General features: G+C 65.7%; 19 protein-coding genes. 11 read left to right on the top strand and 8 right to left on the bottom strand.

Annotated elements, in window-relative coordinates:
- Positions 1 to 121: 121 nt before the first annotated feature.
- Together ACVOLI_RS06030 and ACVOLI_RS06025 are read right to left on the bottom strand one after the other, a co-directional pair.
- Positions 122 to 946 carry a DUF4377 domain-containing protein gene (locus tag ACVOLI_RS06030; RefSeq protein WP_481533926.1) on the bottom strand — a complete coding sequence of 275 codons (825 nt, stop codon included), beginning with the start codon at positions 944 to 946 and terminating at the stop codon, positions 122 to 124.
- 83 nt (positions 947 to 1029) lie between these two features.
- Positions 1030 to 1824 (bottom strand): undecaprenyl-diphosphate phosphatase, encoded by a 795-nt coding sequence (locus tag ACVOLI_RS06025; RefSeq protein ID WP_296252737.1) that lies wholly within the window; start codon positions 1822 to 1824, stop codon positions 1030 to 1032.
- A 212-nt stretch (positions 1825 to 2036) separates the two neighbouring features.
- Here ACVOLI_RS06025 and glnA point away from each other — a divergent pair, with 212 nt between their 5' ends.
- From glnA to ACVOLI_RS06010, 3 genes are all read left to right on the top strand, one after another.
- On the top strand, positions 2037 to 3446 hold the full coding sequence (glnA, locus tag ACVOLI_RS06020) for a type I glutamate--ammonia ligase (protein ID WP_481533925.1): 1410 nt from the start codon (positions 2037 to 2039) through the stop codon (positions 3444 to 3446).
- A 379-nt stretch (positions 3447 to 3825) separates the two neighbouring features.
- On the top strand, positions 3826 to 4164 hold the full coding sequence (locus tag ACVOLI_RS06015; protein ID WP_057627937.1) for a P-II family nitrogen regulator: 339 nt from the start codon (positions 3826 to 3828) through the stop codon (positions 4162 to 4164).
- A 90-nt stretch (positions 4165 to 4254) separates the two neighbouring features.
- Entirely contained in the window at positions 4255 to 5679 is a 1425-nt protein-coding gene (locus ACVOLI_RS06010) for an ammonium transporter (RefSeq protein ID WP_481533924.1), read from the top strand.
- Positions 5680 to 5943: 264 nt separating this feature from the next.
- On the opposite strand, the gene ACVOLI_RS06005 is transcribed toward ACVOLI_RS06010, so the two are convergent.
- Positions 5944 to 6162 carry a DUF6500 family protein gene (locus tag ACVOLI_RS06005; RefSeq protein WP_481533923.1) on the bottom strand — a complete coding sequence of 73 codons (219 nt, stop codon included), beginning with the start codon at positions 6160 to 6162 and terminating at the stop codon, positions 5944 to 5946.
- A 243-nt stretch (positions 6163 to 6405) separates the two neighbouring features.
- On the opposite strand from ACVOLI_RS06005, the gene ACVOLI_RS06000 reads away from it, so the two are divergent.
- The 5 genes from ACVOLI_RS06000 to ACVOLI_RS05980 are packed head-to-tail and all read left to right on the top strand — an operon-like array spanning position 6406 to position 10954.
- Complete coding sequence (locus ACVOLI_RS06000) at positions 6406 to 7143, top strand: N-acetylmuramoyl-L-alanine amidase (RefSeq protein ID WP_481533922.1); 738 nt, start codon at positions 6406 to 6408, stop codon at positions 7141 to 7143.
- A 28-nt stretch (positions 7144 to 7171) separates the two neighbouring features.
- Positions 7172 to 8227 (top strand): two-component system sensor histidine kinase NtrB, encoded by a 1056-nt coding sequence (locus ACVOLI_RS05995; protein ID WP_296248484.1) that lies wholly within the window; start codon positions 7172 to 7174, stop codon positions 8225 to 8227.
- Positions 8220 to 9668: a nitrogen regulation protein NR(I) gene (gene ntrC, locus ACVOLI_RS05990; protein ID WP_481533921.1), complete on the top strand. Its 1449-nt coding sequence runs from the start codon at positions 8220 to 8222 to the stop codon at positions 9666 to 9668. Before ACVOLI_RS05995 ends, ntrC begins: the two co-directional genes overlap by 8 nt.
- 41 nt (positions 9669 to 9709) lie before the next feature.
- Complete coding sequence (locus tag ACVOLI_RS05985; protein WP_481533920.1) at positions 9710 to 10282, top strand: superoxide dismutase family protein; 573 nt, start codon at positions 9710 to 9712, stop codon at positions 10280 to 10282.
- Between the two features lie 57 nt (positions 10283 to 10339).
- Complete coding sequence (locus ACVOLI_RS05980; RefSeq protein ID WP_481533919.1) at positions 10340 to 10954, top strand: superoxide dismutase family protein; 615 nt, start codon at positions 10340 to 10342, stop codon at positions 10952 to 10954.
- 341 nt (positions 10955 to 11295) lie between these two features.
- On the opposite strand, the gene ACVOLI_RS05975 is transcribed toward ACVOLI_RS05980, so the two are convergent.
- The gene (locus ACVOLI_RS05975) at positions 11296 to 12183 is read right to left on the bottom strand and encodes a hypothetical protein (RefSeq protein WP_296248492.1); all 888 of its coding nucleotides are present in this window, start codon (positions 12181 to 12183) and stop codon (positions 11296 to 11298) included.
- 90 nt (positions 12184 to 12273) lie between these two features.
- On the opposite strand from ACVOLI_RS05975, the gene ACVOLI_RS05970 reads away from it, so the two are divergent.
- The 3 genes from ACVOLI_RS05970 to ACVOLI_RS05960 all read left to right on the top strand — a co-directional run bounded on the left by ACVOLI_RS05970 (position 12274) and on the right by ACVOLI_RS05960 (position 15431).
- Entirely contained in the window at positions 12274 to 13569 is a 1296-nt protein-coding gene (locus tag ACVOLI_RS05970; RefSeq protein ID WP_481533918.1) for an acetyl-CoA C-acetyltransferase, read from the top strand.
- A gap of 160 nt (positions 13570 to 13729) precedes the next feature.
- On the top strand, positions 13730 to 14743 hold the full coding sequence (locus ACVOLI_RS05965; protein ID WP_481533917.1) for a hypothetical protein: 1014 nt from the start codon (positions 13730 to 13732) through the stop codon (positions 14741 to 14743).
- Between the two features lie 139 nt (positions 14744 to 14882).
- Positions 14883 to 15431, top strand: a complete 549-nt coding sequence (locus ACVOLI_RS05960) for a hypothetical protein (protein WP_481533916.1) — start codon at positions 14883 to 14885, stop codon at positions 15429 to 15431.
- A 60-nt stretch (positions 15432 to 15491) separates the two neighbouring features.
- On the opposite strand, the gene ACVOLI_RS05955 is transcribed toward ACVOLI_RS05960, so the two are convergent.
- The 4 genes from ACVOLI_RS05955 to ACVOLI_RS05940 form a co-directional block, all read right to left on the bottom strand.
- Complete coding sequence (locus ACVOLI_RS05955) at positions 15492 to 15929, bottom strand: hypothetical protein (RefSeq protein WP_481533915.1); 438 nt, start codon at positions 15927 to 15929, stop codon at positions 15492 to 15494.
- Positions 15930 to 15972: 43 nt separating this feature from the next.
- A complete protein-coding gene (locus tag ACVOLI_RS05950) occupies positions 15973 to 17235 on the bottom strand; it encodes a heme biosynthesis HemY N-terminal domain-containing protein (RefSeq protein WP_481533914.1) in 1263 nt (420 codons plus the stop codon).
- Complete coding sequence (locus ACVOLI_RS05945) at positions 17232 to 18212, bottom strand: uroporphyrinogen-III C-methyltransferase (protein ID WP_481533913.1); 981 nt, start codon at positions 18210 to 18212, stop codon at positions 17232 to 17234. Before ACVOLI_RS05945 ends, ACVOLI_RS05950 begins: the two co-directional genes overlap by 4 nt.
- A 114-nt stretch (positions 18213 to 18326) precedes the next feature.
- Positions 18327 to 19109, bottom strand: a complete 783-nt coding sequence (locus ACVOLI_RS05940) for a uroporphyrinogen-III synthase (RefSeq protein WP_481533912.1) — start codon at positions 19107 to 19109, stop codon at positions 18327 to 18329.

Here is a 19109-nt window from a genome sequence, read left to right as displayed (position 1 = left end):
TTGTGCCGAGCCAGGCTCGGCAGGTACTTTCCCGGTAATGCCCCAGCCGAGCATGGCTCGGCTCTACAAAACAGCAAGGGCGCCGTCAGGCGCCCTTGCTGTTTGCGTAAGCCCTTCGGGCTTACTTCGCCATTTCCGACATCACCACCATGTCCAGCACATAGGCTTGCGACGGTGCATCAGCCGGCGGGTTCTTGATCTGGTAGCGCTTCAGGCGCAGCACATTGCGCACGCCCGGCTCGTGGGTGTAACCCTCGATGTTGCCGTAGAAGTTGGTGAACTCACCGCGCTTGCCCTGCTCCAGGCCCTGCTCGTTGTACTTCACCTCGCGCACCTGCAGGCAGGTGGCGTCCTTCATCAGCGGGTGCGGGCAGGGCTTGGTCTGCGGCTCCACTTCCATGAACACCGTCTCGCCCGGGCCACCGTAGCGGGTCTCGGCGGTCGGCTCGGCGCGGAAGCTCAGCACATCGCCGGAAGCGGTGACCAGGGTCAGTGCCGAAGCATCCAGTGCGCGCACGGTCAACTTGCCCTGCAGGCGCTCGCTGATCAGGCCGTCAACCGCCATCAGCGGGCCCTGGCAGGCCTTGTTGGTGGACATCAGGTTGCCGACGGTCAGTGCACCGGCGTCCAGTGTGTAGCCGCCGCCGATGTTGTTGCAGGCGTTGCTGACCGACAGGCGGTTGTCCTTGAAGTCCAGGGTCAGCGGCTTGTCAGCCTGTGCGAACAGGCCGTCGATGCGCTTGCCGCTGGCGTCCACGGCGTTGTCCAGCAGCCAGTGGTTGGCGCCGAGCTGGCTGGCGTCGATGTTCGCCGTTGCAGCGGCAGGCGTCGCGGCAGCTGCGGTCGCAGCAGGGGCCGCCGGATCGGTGGCGTCCTTGGCGGCCGGCGGGTTGCTGCAGGCGGTCATCAGGGCGAACGGCAGGGCCAACAGGAGGATGCGCTTCATTTGGAACTCCTTGGGAGCGTGGAAAGATTCGGGGCGATAAACGGCCCGGCGTGGGCGCCGGGGTCAACTCCGCAGTGACGCATTCAGTTTCCAGCAGGCAAAAACAACAGAAGGCCGATGCCCAAGGCGATCCGATACAGGGCGAAGCCGCTGAAGGAATGACGCTTGATATAGCTCAACAGCCATTTGACCACAATGAAACCGGTGACCACGGCGGCGGCGAAGGCCACGCCGACGTCGGTCCAGTTCTCGCTGCCAAGCTTGCCGTCCTTGGCCAGTTCCAGGAACGCATAAGCGCTGGCGGCGAACATGGTCGGGATGCCGACCAGGAAGACGAACTCGGTTGCCGCCGAGCGCCGGCTCAGGCCCAGCAACATGGCCAGGAAGATGGCCGCGGCCGAGCGCGAGGTACCGGGGAACACACCGGCCACCACCTGCGCCAGGCCGACGGCAATGGCAACCTTCCAGGTCACCGTTTCGTTGTCGGGCATGCGTGCGGCAAAGCGCTCGGCGACCAGCATCCAGACGCCGCCGATGACCAGTGCCCAGGCCACCGGGGTAACGGTTTCGGGCAGTTCCCAACCAGCCAGGCGCACCGGCAGGCCGACCAGCGCGGTGACCAGGAAGGCCACGCCCAGCTTCATCACGTAGTCGCGGTTCTCGCGCTGGTTCAAGCCGGTGGCCAGCGACCACAGCCGCTGCCGCAGCACCAGGGTGACGGCGATGATGGCGCCGGCCTGGATGACGATGTTGAAGAAATCCGAGCGCTCACCCAGCCAATGCTGGGCGATCAGCAGATGGCCAGTGCTGGAGATCGGGAGGAATTCGGTGAGGCCTTCGAGGATGCCAAGGAGCAGGGCGGAGAGCAGGTCGGACATGGAAGCGGATTGAGGGGAGTCGGGCACAGCATAGTCCATTGCGCTTTTCGCACCCGAACGGTGCGTGACGCATGAGTAGCACCAATGTGGTGCGACCATAAAGGTGCAAGTGCAACCATTGCCTATTCAAAACAACGGCTTACATCGCTTCAAAAGTTGGCACGGCGCTTGCTGTAATACACACATTCTTCATCCATCCGAGGTTTCACCCGATGTCCCTGGAAAACGTTGAGAAGCTGATCAAGGACAACCAGATCGAGTTCATCGACCTGCGTTTCGTCGACATGCGTGGCATCGAGCAGCACGTGACCTTCCCGGCGTCGATCATCGAGCCGTCGCTGTTTGAAGAAGGCAAGATGTTCGACGGCAGCTCGATCGCCGGTTGGAAGGGCATCGCCGAGTCGGACATGGTGCTGATGCCGGACCCGGCCAGCGCCTACGTGGACCCGTTCTACGCCGACCCGACCCTGGTGCTGACCTGTGACGTGCTCGACCCGGCCACCATGCAGGGCTACGGCCGCTGCCCGCGCGGCATCGCCAAGCGCGCCGAGTCGTACCTGAAGTCCTCAGGCATCGCCGACCTGGCCTTCTTCGGCCCGGAACCGGAATTCTTCATCTTCGATTCGGTCCAGTTCGCCAACGACATGGGCCACACCTTCTTCAAGATCAACTCCGAGGAAGGCTCCTGGAACACCGGCAAGAGCTATGACGGCACCAACACCGGTTACCGTCCGGCCGTGAAGGGCGGTTACTTCCCGGTGCCGCCGACCGATTCGCTGCACGATATCCGCGCCGAGATGTGCAAGGTGCTGGAAAAGGTCGGCATCGAAGTCGAAGTGCACCACCACGAAGTGGCCAATGCCGGCCAGTGCGAGATCGGCGCCAAGTTCAACACCCTGGTGACCAAGGCCGACGAACTGCAGCGCATGAAGCACGTCATCAAGAACGTTGCCCACCGCAACGGCAAGACCGTCACCTTCATGCCCAAGCCGCTGGTCGGCGACAACGGCAGCGGCATGCACGTGCACCAGTCGCTGGCCAAGGGTGGCAACAACCTGTTCTCCGGTGACGGTTACGGCGGCCTGAGCCAGATGGCGCTGTGGTACATCGGCGGCATCTTCAAGCACGCCCGTGCCATCAATGCCTTCGCCAACTCCGGCACCAACAGCTACAAGCGCCTGGTCCCGGGCTTCGAGGCACCGGTGATGCTGGCCTACTCGGCCCGCAACCGTTCGGCGTCGTGCCGCATTCCGTGGGTGTCCAACCCGAAGGCACGCCGTATCGAAATGCGTTTCCCGGATCCGATCCAGTCCGGCTACCTGACCTTCACCGCGCTGATGATGGCCGGCTTGGACGGCATCAAGAACCAGATCGACCCGGGTGCACCGAGCGACAAGGATCTGTACGACCTGCCGCCGGAAGAAGAGAAGCTGATCCCGCAGGTCTGTTCCTCGCTGGACCAGGCACTGGAAGCGCTGGACAAGGACCGCGAGTTCCTCAAGGCCGGCGGCGTGATGAGCGACGACTTCATCGATGCCTACATCGCGTTGAAGATGAAGGAAGTCACCGCGTTCCGCGCAGCGACCCACCCGCTCGAATACCAGCTGTACTACGCAAGCTGAGGCAACAAACTGATGTAACGGCGGCCCTCGCATCGCGCTGGCCGCCGGCAACACCAGGTGTAGTTTCTAGCTGTTTTTAGGCGGCGGTGGCGTGGACCCTCCCCCTCCCATCTGCGTCCATCGCCGCCGCCTTTGTTGCTGGGGAGCACACAGGCGAAGCAACAGCCAGCAACACACCTGCAGGGGCAAGAGAATCCGAGCGCGCGGCATGGGCCACTCCTCCCTCCCGCGTGGTTGCGGTCGCCGGCAGCGATGCCGGCGGCAACAGCCAGGCCCATGATGCGTTCGGCGCAACAGCCAGCGGCCGCACAACGGCCGGTGGAAGACACGATGCCGGCCCGCAGCCGCAGGCCGGTCTCCTCCACATCGGGACATGCGCATGAAATTAATCTCCGCGATCATCCGTCCATTCAAGCTCGACGAAGTGCGTGAAGCCTTGGGCGCCGCAGGCGTTTCCGGCATCACCGTCACCGAGGTCAAGGGCTTTGGACGGCAGAAAGGCCACACCGAGCTGTACCGTGGCGCCGAATACGTCGTCGATTTCCTCCCCAAGATCCGCATTGAAACCGCCGTCACCGACGACAACGTCGAGGCGGTGATCGAAGCCCTGCAGGGCGCAGCTGGCACCGGCAAGATCGGTGACGGCAAGATCTTCGTTACCGCGCTTGAACAAGTGGTGCGTATCCGCACCGGCGAAACAGGCGCCGACGCGCTTTAAGAGCCCGCTACCGACCCGTCCTCCGGCGGCAGCGACCGCCAGGTGACAACAGGTCGCTGGCAGGTTCCACCCCCACAACCGGAGTCGACAATGCGAACGGAATTTTTCACCGGGTTGAAAGCCCGGCTCGGAGGCCTGTGCCTGTCTTTCATGCTCACCGCGATGCTGCTGGGCATGTTTTCCAGCAGTGCCTGGGCACAGGACACGCAGGCGCCGCCTGCTACTGCCACTGAAGTGGCAGCCGCGCCGGCAGAGGCCGCAGCCGCACCTGCTGCTGAAGCAGACGCCGCACCCAGCTTCGACAAGGGTGATGTGGCGTGGATGCTCACCGCCACCTTGCTGGTGCTGATGATGGTGGTGCCCGGCCTTGCGCTGTTCTACGGCGGCCTGGTGCGTGCCAAGAACGTGTTGTCGGTGCTCAGCCAGGTACTGGTGGTGTTCTCGCTGGTGCTGATCCTGTGGGTGGCTTACGGCTACAGCGCGGTGTTCAGTGCGGGCAACCAGTTCTTCGGTTCCTTCACCGAATTCGCCTTCCTCAAGGGCTTCACCCCTGACTCGGTGGGCAATACGCCGATCGCCGGCCTGCCGGACTTCCTGTTCGTTGCCTTCCAGTCGACCTTCGCCGGCATCACCACCGCACTGATCGTCGGCGCCTTCGCCGAGCGCATCAAGTTCCGCGCGGTGCTGCTGTTCTCGGCGCTGTGGTTCACCCTGAGCTACATCCCGATGGCGCACATCGTCTGGGGCGGCGGCTATCTCGGTGAGATGGGCGCGATCGATTTTGCCGGTGGCACCGTGGTGCACATCAATGCCGGTGTTGCCGGCCTGGTCGCTGCATGGTTCGTTGGCAAGCGCCTGGGTTATGGCCAGACCGCATTGAAGCCGCACAACCTGCCGTTGACCTGGATCGGCGCGATGTTGCTGTGGGTGGGCTGGTTCGGCTTCAACGCCGGCTCGGCCGCCGCTGCCGACACCGTCGCCTCGCTGGCCTTCATCAACACCGTGCTGGCGACTGCTGCAGCGGTGCTGGGCTGGACGCTGGTCGAAGCCGTCACCAAGGGCCATCCGTCGGCGCTTGGTGCAGCCTCGGGCGCGGTGGCTGGTCTGGTCGGTGTGACGCCGGCCTGCGGCACCGTTGGTCCAATGGGCGCCATCGTGATTGGTTTTGTCACCGGCATCATCTGCGTCTGGGGTGTTACCGGCTTGAAGCGCCTGCTGAAGGCCGATGACACCGCCGACGTGTTCGGCGTGCATGGCGTGGGCGGCATTGTCGGCGCCATCCTCACCGGCGTGTTCAGCGCGCAGTCGCTGGGCGGCACCAAGGTCGATCTGGATATCGCCCACCAGGTGTGGGTGCAGGTGGTCAGCGTCGGCTTCACCGTGCTGTGGTCGGCCGTGGTCACCGCCGTCATCCTGCTGGTGGTTCGTGCCCTGGTTGGCCTGCGCGTCAGCGAAGAAGCAGAGCGCACCGGCCTGGACGTCACCACCCACGGCGAATCGGCGTACGAGGGTTGAGCGCTTAAGCCCTGATCTAGAAAGAAATCAAAGCCCCTCCCGCTTGTCGCTTCAAGCCCCTCTCCCGCGTGCGGGAGAGGGGTTGGGGTGAGGGCAGCTTTGAGGCATTACCGGGAAGGCCCCTGCCGAGCATGGCTCGGCACTACAGGACGCCATCCCGCAAAAAGCAGAGCCCCTCTCCCTCCGGGAGAGGGGTTGGGGAAAGGGTGCGGCGAAGCAGCATCACCGCACAGCCGGCATCAAACCGAAGAAACCCAGTGTGCGTCATCCCTCTGCCAGCACCAACGCCTTCACCTTCTCAGCCTTCTCGAAGTGATCCAGGCGATGGATCTTGATCCACCACGTAGCCGCTTCCATCAGCAGTTCCGGATCATCATTCCGATTCGCAAAAAACGCATAGAACGATACTCCAACCGTCGGCCCCTTCGCCGCAACCTTTGCATCGCAGACCGCAACAATTTTCTGTTTCAGTGAATCACGCATTGCCGCTCCAGCAGATCGACGAACCATCCATCTGCATAGCCTAGCCACATCGGCCAGCCATCCCCAGCGGAAAGCGTCTTGAACATGCAACGCATGTTCCATGCCGGCATCACGTCGGCTCCCCAACTCCCTGAGCAGGCCCTCCAATGCAAGCAAGCCACATCGCCGCCGTCATCGGCCCAGTTGTCGTCCCATGCCCGAGCGCACTTGCAAAGCAACGCCCGGCAACGTGCAATGGCCCATATGAAGACCAAACTGCTGTTGCCGCTCGCCCTGTTGACCACGCTGACTGCCTGTACCTCCACACCGGAGCGCAATCCGCTCGCGCACTGGGTGCCGTCGCCGAACTACAACGATCGCCAGCCGGTGTTGATCGTGCTGCACCACACCGAGCAGGACTCGGTGCAGGAGAGCCTGGACACGCTGCGCAGCGCCAACAGCGGCGGCAAGGTCAGCTCGCACTACCTGGTCGGCAGCGATGGTGAGCTCTACCAGCTGGTGGCCGATGGCGAACGCGCCTGGCATGCCGGTGGTGGCCGCTGGGGCGGCTTCACCGACCTCAACTCGACGTCGATCGGCATCGAGATCGACAACAACGGCGACAGCCCGTTCACCCAGCCGCAGATCGCCAGCCTGCTGCGCCTGCTCGACGATCTCTGCAAGCGCTACAACATCCCGCGCAGCCAGATCATCGGCCACGCCGACCTGGCCCCGACCCGCAAAGCTGACCCCAGCCGTTACTTCCCGTGGCAGCAGCTGGCCGAAGCCGGTTTCGGCCTGTGGCCAGACCCGAAGCACGGCCCGGCGCCGGCCGGTTTTGACAGCTGGATGGCGATGCAGGCCTTCGGTTACGCGCTGGACGACCGCGCTGCCGCTGCGCGTGCCTTCCACCGTCGTTTCCGTGGCAGCGACAGCCTGCCGGCCGAGCTGGACGCCGAGGACGCCCGCATCCTGTATTCCCTGCTGCAGCAGAAGCAGTGATCGGCCCGCTTTGCACTATATTGGTGCAATGACCGACGCCGATTTCTCGCCCACTCCGGAGTTGCTGGCCACGCCACTGGTCTGGTGTGGCGCGGACGGCCGCATCCAGGGTGCCAACCCGGCCTTCTGCCGTTGGCTGGGGGTCAGTGTGCGGCGCCTGCTGGGCCAGCCGCTGGTGTCGCTGGAAGCGCAGGGCGAGGTGCTGGCACAGCGCCTCGCCAATCCAGCCACCGACATGAGCCGCCTGCCACGGCTGACCCTGGCCCTGCCGGGAGAGACGCCGCGTTTCGCCGATGGCTGGCTGAGCGGCGTGGAGCAGGGCGGTTGGCTGCTGGAAGCGCACCCGGTGGACGAGTTCCAGGGCACGGACCCGGCGCAGGTCTTGCCCGGCGCGTTCAGTGCGGCCTTGAAGGGCCTGGCCCATGAGCTGCGCAATCCGCTGGCCGGCCTGAAAGGCGCGGCGCAGCTGCTGGCTCGCCGTGCGAGCGGGCGCGATGCCGACGAGCGCGAGTTGATCGAACTGATCGGCGCCGAGATCGAACGCCTCAATACCTTGCTGGAACAGCTGCTGTCGCCGGCACCGCAGCGCCCGCATGCGCCGCTGAACATCCATGCCGCACTGGAGCGGGTGCTGCGCCTGGTCGAGAACGAAGCCGGCTGGTCGGTGCGCCTGCTGCGTGATTACGATCCCAGCATTCCCGAGTTCCCCGGCGATGGCGACCGCCTCACCCAGGCTTTGTTGAACCTGGTCCGCAACGCGATCCAGGCCGGCGCCACCAGCGTCACCCTGCGCACCCGTGTCGAGCACGGCCTGCGCATCGCCGAGCAGCCCTATGCGCTTGCCCTGCGGCTGGAAGTGGCCGATGACGGCCGTGGCGTGCCGGAAGAACTGGCCGAGCACCTGTTCCTGCCGCTGGTCAGTGGCCGCGCCGAAGGCACCGGGCTCGGACTGGCACTGGCCCAGCAGGTCGCACGCGAACACCGCGGCACCTTGAGCTACCGCTCGCGCCCCGGCCACACCGTGTTCACCGTACTGCTGCCATTGCCAGCCGCCGAGGAAGCGCCGGAGGTGGCAGATGCCTAAGTCCACGCAGGCCGCGACCGTCTGGGTCGTCGATGACGATCGCTCGGTGCGTTTCGTCCTGACCACCGCCTTGCGCGACGCCGGTTACACGGTGGAAGGTTTCGATAGCGCTGCCGCGGCGCTGAGTGCGATGGCGCGGCAGCCGGTGCCGGATCTGCTGTTCACCGATGTGCGCATGCCCGGTGACGATGGACTGGTATTGCTGGACAAGCTCAAGACCGCGCATCCGCAGTTGCCGGTAATCGTGATGTCGGCCTATACCGACGTGGCGAGCACCGCTGGCGCGTTCCGTGGTGGTGCGCATGAATTCCTGTCCAAGCCCTTCGACCTGGACGATGCGGTGGAGCTGGCGCGGCGCGCGCTGCCCGAAGCCGAAGAGCTGCCGCAGCCGGTGGCACTCCCGCCCGCGGCAGCGCAGAAGGAAGAAGGCCCACCGCAGCTGATCGGTGACACCCCCGCCATGCGCGCGCTGTTCCGCGCCATCGGACGACTCGCGCAGGCACCGCTGTCGGTGCTGATCAACGGCGAGACCGGGACCGGCAAGGAGTTGGTGGCCAACGCCCTGCATCGCGAGTCACCGCGCGCAAAAGGCCCGTTCGTAGCGTTGAACACCGCTGCGATCCCGGCCGAGCTGCTGGAAAGCGAGTTGTTCGGTCACGAAGCAGGCGCCTTCACCGGCGCGACCAAGCGCCACATCGGCCGCTTCGAGCAGGCCGACGGCGGCACCCTGTTCCTCGATGAAATCGGCGACATGCCGCTGGCGCTGCAGACGCGATTGCTGCGCGTGCTGGCCGAAGGCGAGTTCTTCCGCGTTGGTGGCCGCGAGCTGATCCGCGTCGACGTACGCGTGGTTGCAGCCACCCACCAGGACCTGGAAACACTGGTCGAACAAGGGCGCTTCCGTGCCGACCTGCTGCACCGGCTGGACATGGTGCGGTTGCTGCTGCCGCCACTCCGTGAGCGTCTGGGCGATGTGCCGCAGCTGGCCGAGAACTTCCTGGCCAATGCCGCGCGGCGACTCGACATGCCGCCCAAGCGTCTGTCGGTTGCTGCGGTGAAAGCGCTGCGCGAGCACCACTGGCCGGGCAACGTCCGCGAGCTGGAGAACGTCTGCTGGCGCCTGGCGGCATTGGCTGTCGCCGATACGGTATCGGCCGATGATGTACAGGCCGCCTTGAATCGCGGCGGGCGTGCCAACGGCAGCACTGCCGCGGTGGCGCCGCAGCACTGGGACAAGGCCTTGGCGGCATGGGCCAGGCAGCGTTTGGCCGAAGGCGCCAGTGGCCTGCATGCCGAGGCGCGTGAGCGCCTGGACAACGTGCTGCTGGAAGTGGCACTGGATTTCACCGATGGCCACCGTGCCGATGCCGCGACCCGGCTCGGACTTGGCCGTAACACCGTTACCCGCAAACTTGGGCCTGGCCGCCGTCGCGGCAGTTGAACATGGCACCGGCCCGCCTGATCTGTTGCAAGGAGATATCGATGCGCATCCTGCTACCCATTACCGCCGCCGTCGCTGCAGCGCTGCTGCTCAGCGCCTGCGGATCGACGCCCGCACCCAAGCCGGAGGCGCCGCCGCCGGTGGCAACGGTCAGCACGGCCAGGATGGCCGAAGCGAATCTCGCACCGGCCTCGGCCAGTCTGGTCAGTGGCCGTCTCGCACTGGTGCCGGAAGCGGGCGGCGTGCATATCACAGGTGTGATCGGTGGCTTGCCGCGCGGCCAGCAGGCCGCCTTCCATGTGCATGAGAAAGGCGATTGCAGCGCGGTGGATGCCAGCAGCGCCGGCGGCCACTTCAACCCGGGCATGCAGCAGCACGGCCGCGCCGCTGGCGGCGCGCATCATGCCGGCGACATGGACAACCTGCAGGCCGATGCCAAAGGCGTGGCGAACGTGGACGTTCATCTTCGCGGCGTTACCCTCGGCGGTGGTGCTGCAAACGATGTCGCTGGGCGCGCACTGGTGGTACATGCGTCAGCCGATGATTACCGCAGCCAACCGGCCGGCAATGCAGGTGCGCGTGTCGCCTGTGCGGTGATTCGTGTGGTGCGCTGAGCGCGCCACCTGCAAGTCCAATCCGGATTCGATCCAGACCAGCAAGGGAGTCAACCAATGCGACTGATCCACACCAGCCTGTTCCTCGCCAGCGCCCTGGCCCTCACCGCCTGCAACAAGGGCGCAGAGCCCGATGCCGCACCGGCTGAGACCGTCGCCGCTGAAGCGGCCACGACGCCAGTTGCCGACCCGGCCGCACCGCCGGAAATGGCCAAGCCGATCGCCACCGCACAGTTGCAGCCGACCAAGGACAGCACGGTCGCCGGCACCATCAACTTCAGCCTGGTCGACGGCCAGCTGCGCGCCAGCGGCGACATCACCGGCTTGAAGCCGGACAGCGAGCACGGCTTCCACATCCACGAGAAGGGTGATTGCAGCGCACCGGATGGCACCAGCGCAGGCGGCCACTTCAACCCGGGCAGCAGCGAGCACGGCAGCATCAGCACCGCCATGCATCACGGTGGCGACATGCCCAACATCAAGGCCGACGCGCAGGGCAACGCGCATATCGATGGCCCGGTGGCGAGCAACGTCAACGTCGGTGTTGGCGATGGCTTCGACATCGTCGGCCGCGGCCTGATCGTCCACGCCGACCCGGATGACTACAAGACCCAGCCGACCGGCAATGCAGGTGCACGCCTGGCGTGCGCGGTGATCGCCAAGGTGCAGTGACGGTCTTCCTGACCTAGCCGACGCCAAGGCTTGTCTCCCTCCCTTTCGCGCAGCGAAGGGGAGGGCTGGGGAGGGGCGCTTTGGCTTTGGCTTTGGCTCTAGCTTCGGCTGTGGCTGTGGCTTTGGCCTTCGCCTTCCCACCTGCTCTCCACTCAGAGCTATCAAATTGACCAGCCGCTGAGCTTTCCGGTCGGAAGACCGAGGCAAGACAAAAGGCGACAGCAACTGCACCCCTCCCCAACCCTCCCCTTGCCTTCGGCAAAGGGAGGGGGCAGTGCATGCAGTACTGCGGGAACAGAAAAGGCCGCTTACGCGGCCTTTCTGCATTCACCAGCGCGCACTCAATGCGCCAGCAGGGCCTTCGCATCCTGCCCGGCATTCACGTGCACATACAGCACGTCGATGCCATGCGCTTCCAACACGGCGGCCATCTGCCGCTGGCGCATCATGTACTGCTCGTACACGCGCTGCAGGCGATCGCAGTCGTTCTTGTCCTGCGCGTAATGCGCGCACCAACCGGCCGGATCGAACAAGGCCATCCGCACTTCGCCGCCGACGTAACGCAGCAACGGTTCGGGTGAGGCCTCCAGCCACTGTTCTTCGTTCGGCGCGAACATCGCTGTCTCCAGTATTGGCCACAGATCGGCGAGGCCCTGGTTGTCATATTGCATGGCCATCATCGCGGCCAGGTCGTTGACGGTGAAATAGCGCGCGTGTTCGATCTGTGCGGCAAAGCTGTTCTGTGCCAGCAGCGCGGTGTCCGGCTGTGCCATGCCATTGGCCAGCAGCACGTCTTCCAGCGCATCGCGCACTTCATGGCGCACGGCTGCTTCACCGCCAGCCAGCACGAACGGCAGCAGCCGCAGCGCACCGCCGGTCAGCGCGGGATCGGCCTGCAGCGGCAGCGGGATCTCGCCATTGGCATCGGCACCAAACGCCAACAAGCGCGCGCCGTGGTTGCGGCCGGGGGCGCGCATCTGCAGCTCTTCCAGGCGCCGATGAATGGGCAGGCCGGGACGCAGGACTTCGGCCGGGTCGAAATGCGCGGCGGCGAAAACCAGGTCCAGTTCGCTGACCTGCGGTACCAGCTTGGTCAGGTCACGGCCGATCAGCGCAGCCAGCTCACCAGCCTGCTCGGAGCCCAGGGCTGCCTTGCCGGGCTGCTCGCCGCCAGCCAGTTCCAATGCCACTACGCCAAGGGCGTTCACGTCGGGGTTTGAATTGCTCATGATTCGCGGTTGGCCCATCACGGCCTCGAAGCTACACTCAACACCATTATGCCTGCTATCGCGTGCAGGCCACTTTGAACACTCTTTCCCATGTCAGGTACCCGCATGCCCAGCGCTCGACCCGTCGCCATCCTCGGTGGTGTCCGCATCCCGTTCTGCCGTCAGAACACCGCTTATTCGGACGTTGGCAACCTTGGCATGTCGGTCCGTACGCTTGGGGCGCTTGTTGAACGGTTCGGCCTGCACGGCCAGCAGTTGGGCGAAGTGGCGATGGGCGCGGTGATCAAGCATCCCAGCGACTGGAACCTCGGCCGCGAGGCCGCGCTGTCGTCCGGCCTGTCACCGCTGACCCCGGGCATCACCCTGCAACGTGCTTGTGGTACTTCGCTGGACAGCATCATCACCGTCGCCAACAAGATCGCCCTGGGGCAGATCGAATCCGGCATCGGCGGTGGTTCGGACACCACCTCCGACGTGCCGATCGTCTACGGCAAGAAGCTGCGCGCGCGCCTGCTGGCGGCCAACCGTGCCAAGAGCACCGGCGACAAGATCCGCACCCTGCTCAAGGGTTTCAAATTTTCCGAGCTCAAGCCCGAGTTCCCGGGTGTCGCCGAGCCGCGCACCGGCAAGAGCATGGGCGACCACTGCGAGGACATGGCCAAGGAATGGAACATCTCCCGTGAAGCGCAGGACGAATGGGCGGTGTCTTCGCACAAGAAGCTGGCTGCCGCTTACGAGCGCGGTTTCTTCAGCGACCTGATCGCACCGTTCCGCGGCGTCGAGCGCGACAACGTGCTGCGCCCGGATACCTCGCTGGACAAGCTGGCCACCTTGAAGCCGGCCTTCGACAAGGTCTCTGGCCGCGGCACCCTGACCGCCGCCAACTCCACTCCGCTGACCGACGGTGCCGCCGCGGTGCTGCTGGCCAGCGAGGAATGGGCGCGCGCGCACGGCCACGAGCCGCTGGCCTATCTGCGCGATTCGCAGGTCTCGGCAGTGGATTTCGTGCATGGCGAAGGCCTGCTGATGGCGCCGACCACCGCCGTGCCGGAAATGCTCAAGCGCAATGGCCTGACCCTGCAGGATTTCGATATCTATGAAATCCACGAAGCCTTCGCCGCGCAGGTGCTGTGCACGCTGAGCGCGTGGGAAAGCGAGGATTACTGCCGCAACCGCCTGGGCCTGGATGCAGCGCTCGGTCGTATCGACCCGGCCAAGATCAACCCGCTGGGTTCGTCGCTGGCCACCGGCCACCCGTTCGCCGCGACCGGTGCCCGCATCATCGGCACCGTGGCCAAGGAGCTGGCTGCCCGCGGCGGCGGTCGTGCACTGGTGTCGATCTGCACCGCCGGCGGCATGGGCGTGGTCGCCATCGTCGAGCGCTGATGCGCCGTTTGTAGTGCCGAGCCATGCTCGGCAGAGGCCTTACCGGTAATGCCCCCTGCCGACCATGGGTCGGCACTACAGCAGTGGCGTTGCCGGTAATGCTCCTTGCCGACCATGGGTCGGCACTACAATGTCTGCCTACCAAAGGATGGGGCAGGGCATGAAGCGTATTGCGATCGGTTTGGCTGTGCTGTTGGCAGGATGGGCGGCGCCTGCCGCCGCGATGACCTTCATGCAGGTGGAGCATGTCTGCCCGATCGGCGGCGAGCGCTTCAGTGCGCAGGAAATGGGGTCTGGCACGGCGTTTGGCCACTTCCTCGATGGACGCCTGCATGGCGCCATCCAATCGCCGTGGCCACTGGTGTCCTGTCCGGGCAACGGCTTCGTCATCTACAAGGACGATTACAGCGCCGACGAGATCAAGCGCCTGACGGCAGTGGTCGAAAGCGACGACTACCAGCGCATGCGTGGTACTGAAACCAGCTACTGGTTGCTGGCGCGCCTGTTCGAAGCCGTCGATGCGCCGTTGAAGGATCGTGCCGGGGTGTTGCAGAGCGCAACCTGGCAGGCATCGCCGGAACAATACCCGCGCTACGTGCAAGCCGCATCGGCGGCGGTCGCGCAACAATGTCCGGATGCGCGCGCCGCCGCTGATCAGGACGAACCCTGGCTGTACTGCCAGATGCTGCTGGGCGAATGGGAGCGCAGGTTGTCGCGCTTCGATGCCGCGCGCGCCCGCTTCGAGCGCCTGCAGCCACTGCCGGAGCGTCTGGTGCCTGGGCAGGAGCGCGAACGCGCGCGTCGCCAATACGTCGCCGAGATCGCACAGCAGCTGCAGCTGATCGCCGAAAACAGCGCGATGAACACCATGGCGGTGGACGCGAATGCGCCGCCGGCCAAAGAGGCGGCAGAGGGGGCAACTGCGCGCATTGCCGGCACCCCGGATATGTCGCCAGAGGCAGCGCAGGCGGCAGCAGATACCGCTGCGACGGCGGCCGATGCGTCAGTCGAAGCTGCAGCCTATGCGGCAGAAGCTGCTGCAGATGCCGCCTACACGGGTGGAACGACCATGGATGTCGCTGCTGCCGCAGCGGCCGCTGCGGAAGCAGATGCAGCCGCTGCCGCTGCCGCTGCCGCTGCAGCTGGGGCCGAGTCGACATCGACCAAACGCTGAGTGGCGTTGTTCCGCAGGCAGCTCAGCGGCGGGCCTTCCCCGTCGCGTGGAAAGTGCCAGCGACCGCATGTGATGCCAAGGACGCAGGTTCGGGTCGCCCAGGAGGCGGCCTGTTCGATTCTCACAGGGGACGTAAGGAATGGATGAGTTCAACCCGTATGCCGCGCCGGAGGCCTTGCCGCCACCGCTTGCCAACACCAGCCCGGACAACGGTACCTGCTGGCGTGATGGCGATCAGCTGCTGGCCTTGCCGCATGGCGATCTGCCGCGCTACTGCGTCAAGTGTGGAAAGCCGGCGCTGGAGTACCGCCAGCGCAAGTTCTATTGGCACTCGCCGTGGATGTACCTGCTGATCCTGCTGCACATCCTGGTCTACCTGATTGCCGCACTGGCGGTGCGCAAGACGGCAGTGCACAACGTCGGCCTGTGTTCGGCACATCGCAAGCGGCGGCTGAACTTCATCCTGATGGCGTGGGCATCGCTGGTGCCGCTGTTTGGCTGTTTCCTGTTCGACAGCGGGGTGGTGATCGGCCTGGGGATACTGACCTTCCTGGTGATGGTGCTGTGGGGCCTGATCGGCATGCAGATACTCAAGCCCAGGAAGATCGATGCGAGCTTGGCCGTGTATCGCGGGGTATCGTCGGCGTTTCTTGCGCGCCTGCCGCGCTACCCGTATCGCCGCGACTAGTTCGACAGTGGCCAACGAAGTCCGGGCGAGCGCAATGCGCCCGGACGATGCAGCGCCAGCTCAGCCCTCGTTGGCCGCCTGTGCGTGATCCAGCAGGAACTGGCTGATGGCCTGGTGCAGTGGCAGGTCGTCCGTGCGCTGTGCCAATGCATCTGCGCGCAGCGCGTGTTCGTGGGCCGCGGCAACATCGCCCAGGTTGGAATGACGTTCGGCCAGTGCCAGGCAGATCGAGGCTTCGTAGTTGATGGCCTGCGCTGCGTTGGCAAGCATCAATGCGTGGGTGTAGTGCTTGATGGCGAGGTGATCATCGCCGGTGAAGTCTGCCAGCGTTTCCCACAGGAATGGATGATCACGGCCGGCAGCCGCGATTGAGTCGCAGTAAGCATGCAGCTGTGCATACAGCGATGCACTGGCGTCTTCTTCGCCATCTTCGCAGGCGTTGAGGATGGCGTCGGTCAGTGCGACCACGCGCGCATGGATATCCGGAGGTATGTTCATTGCGGCTCGTTACGGAAAGCGTCGAGGGTGCACCTGCAGAGGCTCAGCCCGGCAAACGCGGAAAACCATGGGCATCGCGCTCTTCGGCCACGGCCTGGTCCTGGATCTGCTGGTGCAGGGTGCGGCGTTGGATCGGCTGCGGTGTTTCGCCGCGGCGCTGGCGCACTGCATTGAGCAGGCACTGGCTGGCCAGCGCCTGCTCGTCCTGTGCGGCAAACACCTCGCCCAAGGCTTCCCAGGCGTCGGCGCCGGCATCCCGGGCGATGGCCCGGTGCAGGAACTCCTCGGCCTGCGACCATTGGCCCTGGCCAACGGCAAGACGGGCCAGGCCCAGCAGCAGTGCGGGGCTGTTGGGATGCGATTGCAGCCAACGCTGGGCGCTGGCCCGGCGCGAATCGAATTTCTCCACCGGCAGCTGCGTGTACAGGCTGACCAGGGCTTCGTCCCAGTGGCTGTCCAGGGTCTGTTCGATGCTGCGCAGGGCGACATCGGTCCAGTTCAGTGCTACCGCGCGCTGTGCATAGCGCGCCACCGCCTGTGGGCTGACCCGCACGGACTTGGGCAGCACTTCCCAGCGAGCAGCCAGCGTATTGACGTCGCTGGCTTCGTCCAGCATCTGCAGGGCAAGCGTGGTTTCCAGGCCGGCAACCGCGCTGGGTGGCAGCACCTGCTGCTGGCGCAGCGCGCCAAGCTGGCCATAGGCCTCTTCGGCGCGGCCAGCGCGTTGCAAGGCCTCGGTGCGCAGCCACAGGCCGCGTGGCGGCAGTGGTTGCAGGGCCGGCAGGTCCAGCGCGTTGATCGCTTCCAGCGGCTTGTCCAGCTGCAGCCAGCGCTCGGCGCTGTGCAGGGCATGCAGGTGCGGGTCGGCTTCGGCCAATTGCTGCAGATGCTGGCCGGCGCTGCTGTTGTCCTCGCGTGCTTCGGCCGCGCGCATGGCGGCCACCAGGGCGATAGGGCGTACGGCTTTCTCGGTTGCCGCGCTCTGCAGCAGTTTTTCGGCGCGTTGCCATTGGCCGTTGTCCAATGCCTGCAGGCCGTCGATCAGGCGCGCGCGGCCCTGCTTGCGGCGATGCCGTGCCCAGGCCCGGAACGGGGTGCTGATCAGCGACCACAGCAGCCATACCAGTAAAGCGGCGATCAGTACCGCCAACGCGGCCTGCGGCAAGGTGGCGATGTAGTCGTGGTCGCCGGCACGGACGATCACTTCGCCCAAGGCACGTACGGAGTCCTGGCCCAGCCATTGCGCACCAAAGATGCCGGCAGCGGCGACCAGCAACACCAGCAACAGGGAACGGAAGGCCTTCATGGTGCGTCCTTGGCGGCGCGCGTGCTGCGCAGTTGCTGCAGGGTGCTGCCCAGTTCCGGCAGGTTGGGGCGCAGTTCCACGCCGCGCATCTCGCGCAGTTCACTGCGGCGCAGCTGGCGCTGCGGTGAATCCGGCCACAGCCGCTGCAGCCAGCCGTCCACGCGGTCCAGTGCCTGCTGCCAGGCCTTGCCGTCGCCGCGCTCAAGGGCGGCGCGGGCAAGGCTCAGCTCGATCTGCAGCGAGTCATTGGCGGCGATGCGTTCGGAGCGGGCAACCAGGACCTTGCCGTCGGCCGGACGGATCTGCACCAGCGGCGACAGCATCTGCTGCCACCACGGTTGCTGGGTGTCGGCGGCTAGCTGCAGGTGTTCGGGCAGGCGTTCCAGTTCAGTGGACCATTGCTCGAGCTGGGCAGCGGTGCGGGCGCGCACGCCCGGGCCCAGTGCGTCCAGCGCATTGCGCTCCTGGATCAACGCCTGGCGCAGGTTGAGGTAGTCGGGGCTGTCGATGCCTTCCAGCGCGCTGGCGGCCAGCGCATACAGGCGACGCGCACCGTCCAGGTCGCCGGCAAAAGTCAGTCGCTGCTGGGCCTGGTTGAGCAGCAGCTCGGCCTCTTCGCGGCGCACGGCCTGCGCACCCTGGCGCGAGCTGTCGGCCAACTGGGCAAGGTTTTCTTCCAGCAGCGCGTTGCGCTGGCTCAGCCCCAGCACTTCATCGCGCAGCACGCGATTGGTGGCGGCGGCGTCCTGGATGCTGCGGGCATTGGCGCGCTGGTCGCGGCGCAGGGCGTCCAGCCCCTGCTGCATGGCGTTCAATTGCTGGGTCGCGCTGTCGCGGGCCAGATCGGCCTGCTGTTGGCGGCTCTGCCAGCTGTGCCAGCCAAACCAGCCTGCAGCGACCAGCACGGCGATGGCGATCAGCGGCAGGAGCCAGCGCAGGGGCCGGCGCGGTTGAACGGGTGCGACGTCTTCATTCATCGGGGGGCAACATCCTTGGCGGGCATGGCCACGACACAAGGGTGACCACGCTGTTGGTGCAGGCAAAGCATCGCCCGCGCGCTGCATGCCTGCAAGTCGCCCTTGCGGGTGCGCTCAGCCTGCGGCCGGGAAAAGCGCGGCGTGGGCGGCGCTGGCCAGCTGTGCAGGCAGTGGGCCTGTGGCGATGCTGACGTTGCGGAAGCCAAGCTCGGTGGCAAGTTCGGCCAGCCGTGCGCTGGCGGTGACCGCTGCGGCCTGCTGCCAGCGCTGCAGCAGGTCTGGCGGCAGATACGGCAGCACCGTCTGCAAGGCTTCGCCGCTGCTGATCGCCACCACATAAGGCGTTGGCAGTGCCTGCAGGCGCGCAATGGTGGCCTTGCTGACCGGCAATGGCACGCGCTCGTAGACATCGATGCGTTGCAGCTTGGCGCCACGTTCCCGCACCTGCGCGGCAATCACGCCGCGACCGCCGGGAGCGGTGACCAGGGCCACGCGCAGGCCGTGCAGGTGTTGCATGGCAGGCAAGGCCAGCAGGCCTTCGCTGTCCATCCGGGCCGGCGCCTGCACGCTGGTCGCACCGCGGCGACGCAAGGCGCGCGCGGTGCCTTCGCCAACGGCAATCAGGCTGCCTGCGCGAAGCTCGGCCAATGGCAGCAAGCGCGCGGCGGCTTCGGCGGCGGCGGGGCTGGTGAACACCAGTCGATCGTAGTCACGTGCTGCGTTCAGCTGCTCGCGTGTTTCCTCGTCGGCACGCATCTGCAGTCGCCAGGGCGACAACGCCAGCGTACGTGCACCCAAACGCGCCGCTGCGCTGCGCACGGTGTCGTGTTGCCCTTGCGGACGCATCGAGATGAGATGCCAGACCGTGTCGGCTGGCACATAGGCGGGGCGATTCAT

Source organism: Stenotrophomonas sp. STEN029, assembly GCF_056760015.1.
The sequence above is the reverse complement of the archived record's forward strand: the minus strand, read 5'-3'. Positions and strand labels throughout refer to the sequence as shown.

What these genes read in the sequence shown, in the direction of transcription:
- ACVOLI_RS05940 (WP_481533912.1), bottom strand. Translation starts at nt 19,109, where the DNA reads ATGAATCGCCCCGCCTATGTGCCAGCCGACACGGTCTGGCATCTCATC.
- ACVOLI_RS05975 (WP_296248492.1), bottom strand. Translation starts at nt 12,183, where the DNA reads ATGAGCAATTCAAACCCCGACGTGAACGCCCTTGGCGTAGTGGCATTG.
- ACVOLI_RS05960 (WP_481533916.1), top strand. Translation starts at nt 14,883, where the DNA reads ATGGATGAGTTCAACCCGTATGCCGCGCCGGAGGCCTTGCCGCCACCG.
- ACVOLI_RS05970 (WP_481533918.1), top strand. Translation starts at nt 12,274, where the DNA reads ATGTCAGGTACCCGCATGCCCAGCGCTCGACCCGTCGCCATCCTCGGT.
- ACVOLI_RS06030 (WP_481533926.1), bottom strand. Translation starts at nt 946, where the DNA reads ATGAAGCGCATCCTCCTGTTGGCCCTGCCGTTCGCCCTGATGACCGCC.
- ACVOLI_RS05985 (WP_481533920.1), top strand. Translation starts at nt 9,710, where the DNA reads ATGCGCATCCTGCTACCCATTACCGCCGCCGTCGCTGCAGCGCTGCTG.
- ACVOLI_RS05950 (WP_481533914.1), bottom strand. Translation starts at nt 17,235, where the DNA reads ATGAAGGCCTTCCGTTCCCTGTTGCTGGTGTTGCTGGTCGCCGCTGCC.
- ACVOLI_RS06005 (WP_481533923.1), bottom strand. Translation starts at nt 6,162, where the DNA reads ATGCGTGATTCACTGAAACAGAAAATTGTTGCGGTCTGCGATGCAAAG.
- ACVOLI_RS05965 (WP_481533917.1), top strand. Translation starts at nt 13,730, where the DNA reads ATGAAGCGTATTGCGATCGGTTTGGCTGTGCTGTTGGCAGGATGGGCG.
- ACVOLI_RS06010 (WP_481533924.1), top strand. Translation starts at nt 4,255, where the DNA reads ATGCGAACGGAATTTTTCACCGGGTTGAAAGCCCGGCTCGGAGGCCTG.
- ACVOLI_RS05945 (WP_481533913.1), bottom strand. Translation starts at nt 18,212, where the DNA reads ATGAATGAAGACGTCGCACCCGTTCAACCGCGCCGGCCCCTGCGCTGG.
- ACVOLI_RS05980 (WP_481533919.1), top strand. Translation starts at nt 10,340, where the DNA reads ATGCGACTGATCCACACCAGCCTGTTCCTCGCCAGCGCCCTGGCCCTC.
- ACVOLI_RS06015 (WP_057627937.1), top strand. Translation starts at nt 3,826, where the DNA reads ATGAAATTAATCTCCGCGATCATCCGTCCATTCAAGCTCGACGAAGTG.
- ACVOLI_RS06025 (WP_296252737.1), bottom strand. Translation starts at nt 1,824, where the DNA reads ATGTCCGACCTGCTCTCCGCCCTGCTCCTTGGCATCCTCGAAGGCCTC.
- ACVOLI_RS05955 (WP_481533915.1), bottom strand. Translation starts at nt 15,929, where the DNA reads ATGAACATACCTCCGGATATCCATGCGCGCGTGGTCGCACTGACCGAC.
- ntrC (WP_481533921.1), top strand. Translation starts at nt 8,220, where the DNA reads ATGCCTAAGTCCACGCAGGCCGCGACCGTCTGGGTCGTCGATGACGAT.
- glnA (WP_481533925.1), top strand. Translation starts at nt 2,037, where the DNA reads ATGTCCCTGGAAAACGTTGAGAAGCTGATCAAGGACAACCAGATCGAG.
- ACVOLI_RS06000 (WP_481533922.1), top strand. Translation starts at nt 6,406, where the DNA reads ATGAAGACCAAACTGCTGTTGCCGCTCGCCCTGTTGACCACGCTGACT.
- ACVOLI_RS05995 (WP_296248484.1), top strand. Translation starts at nt 7,172, where the DNA reads ATGACCGACGCCGATTTCTCGCCCACTCCGGAGTTGCTGGCCACGCCA.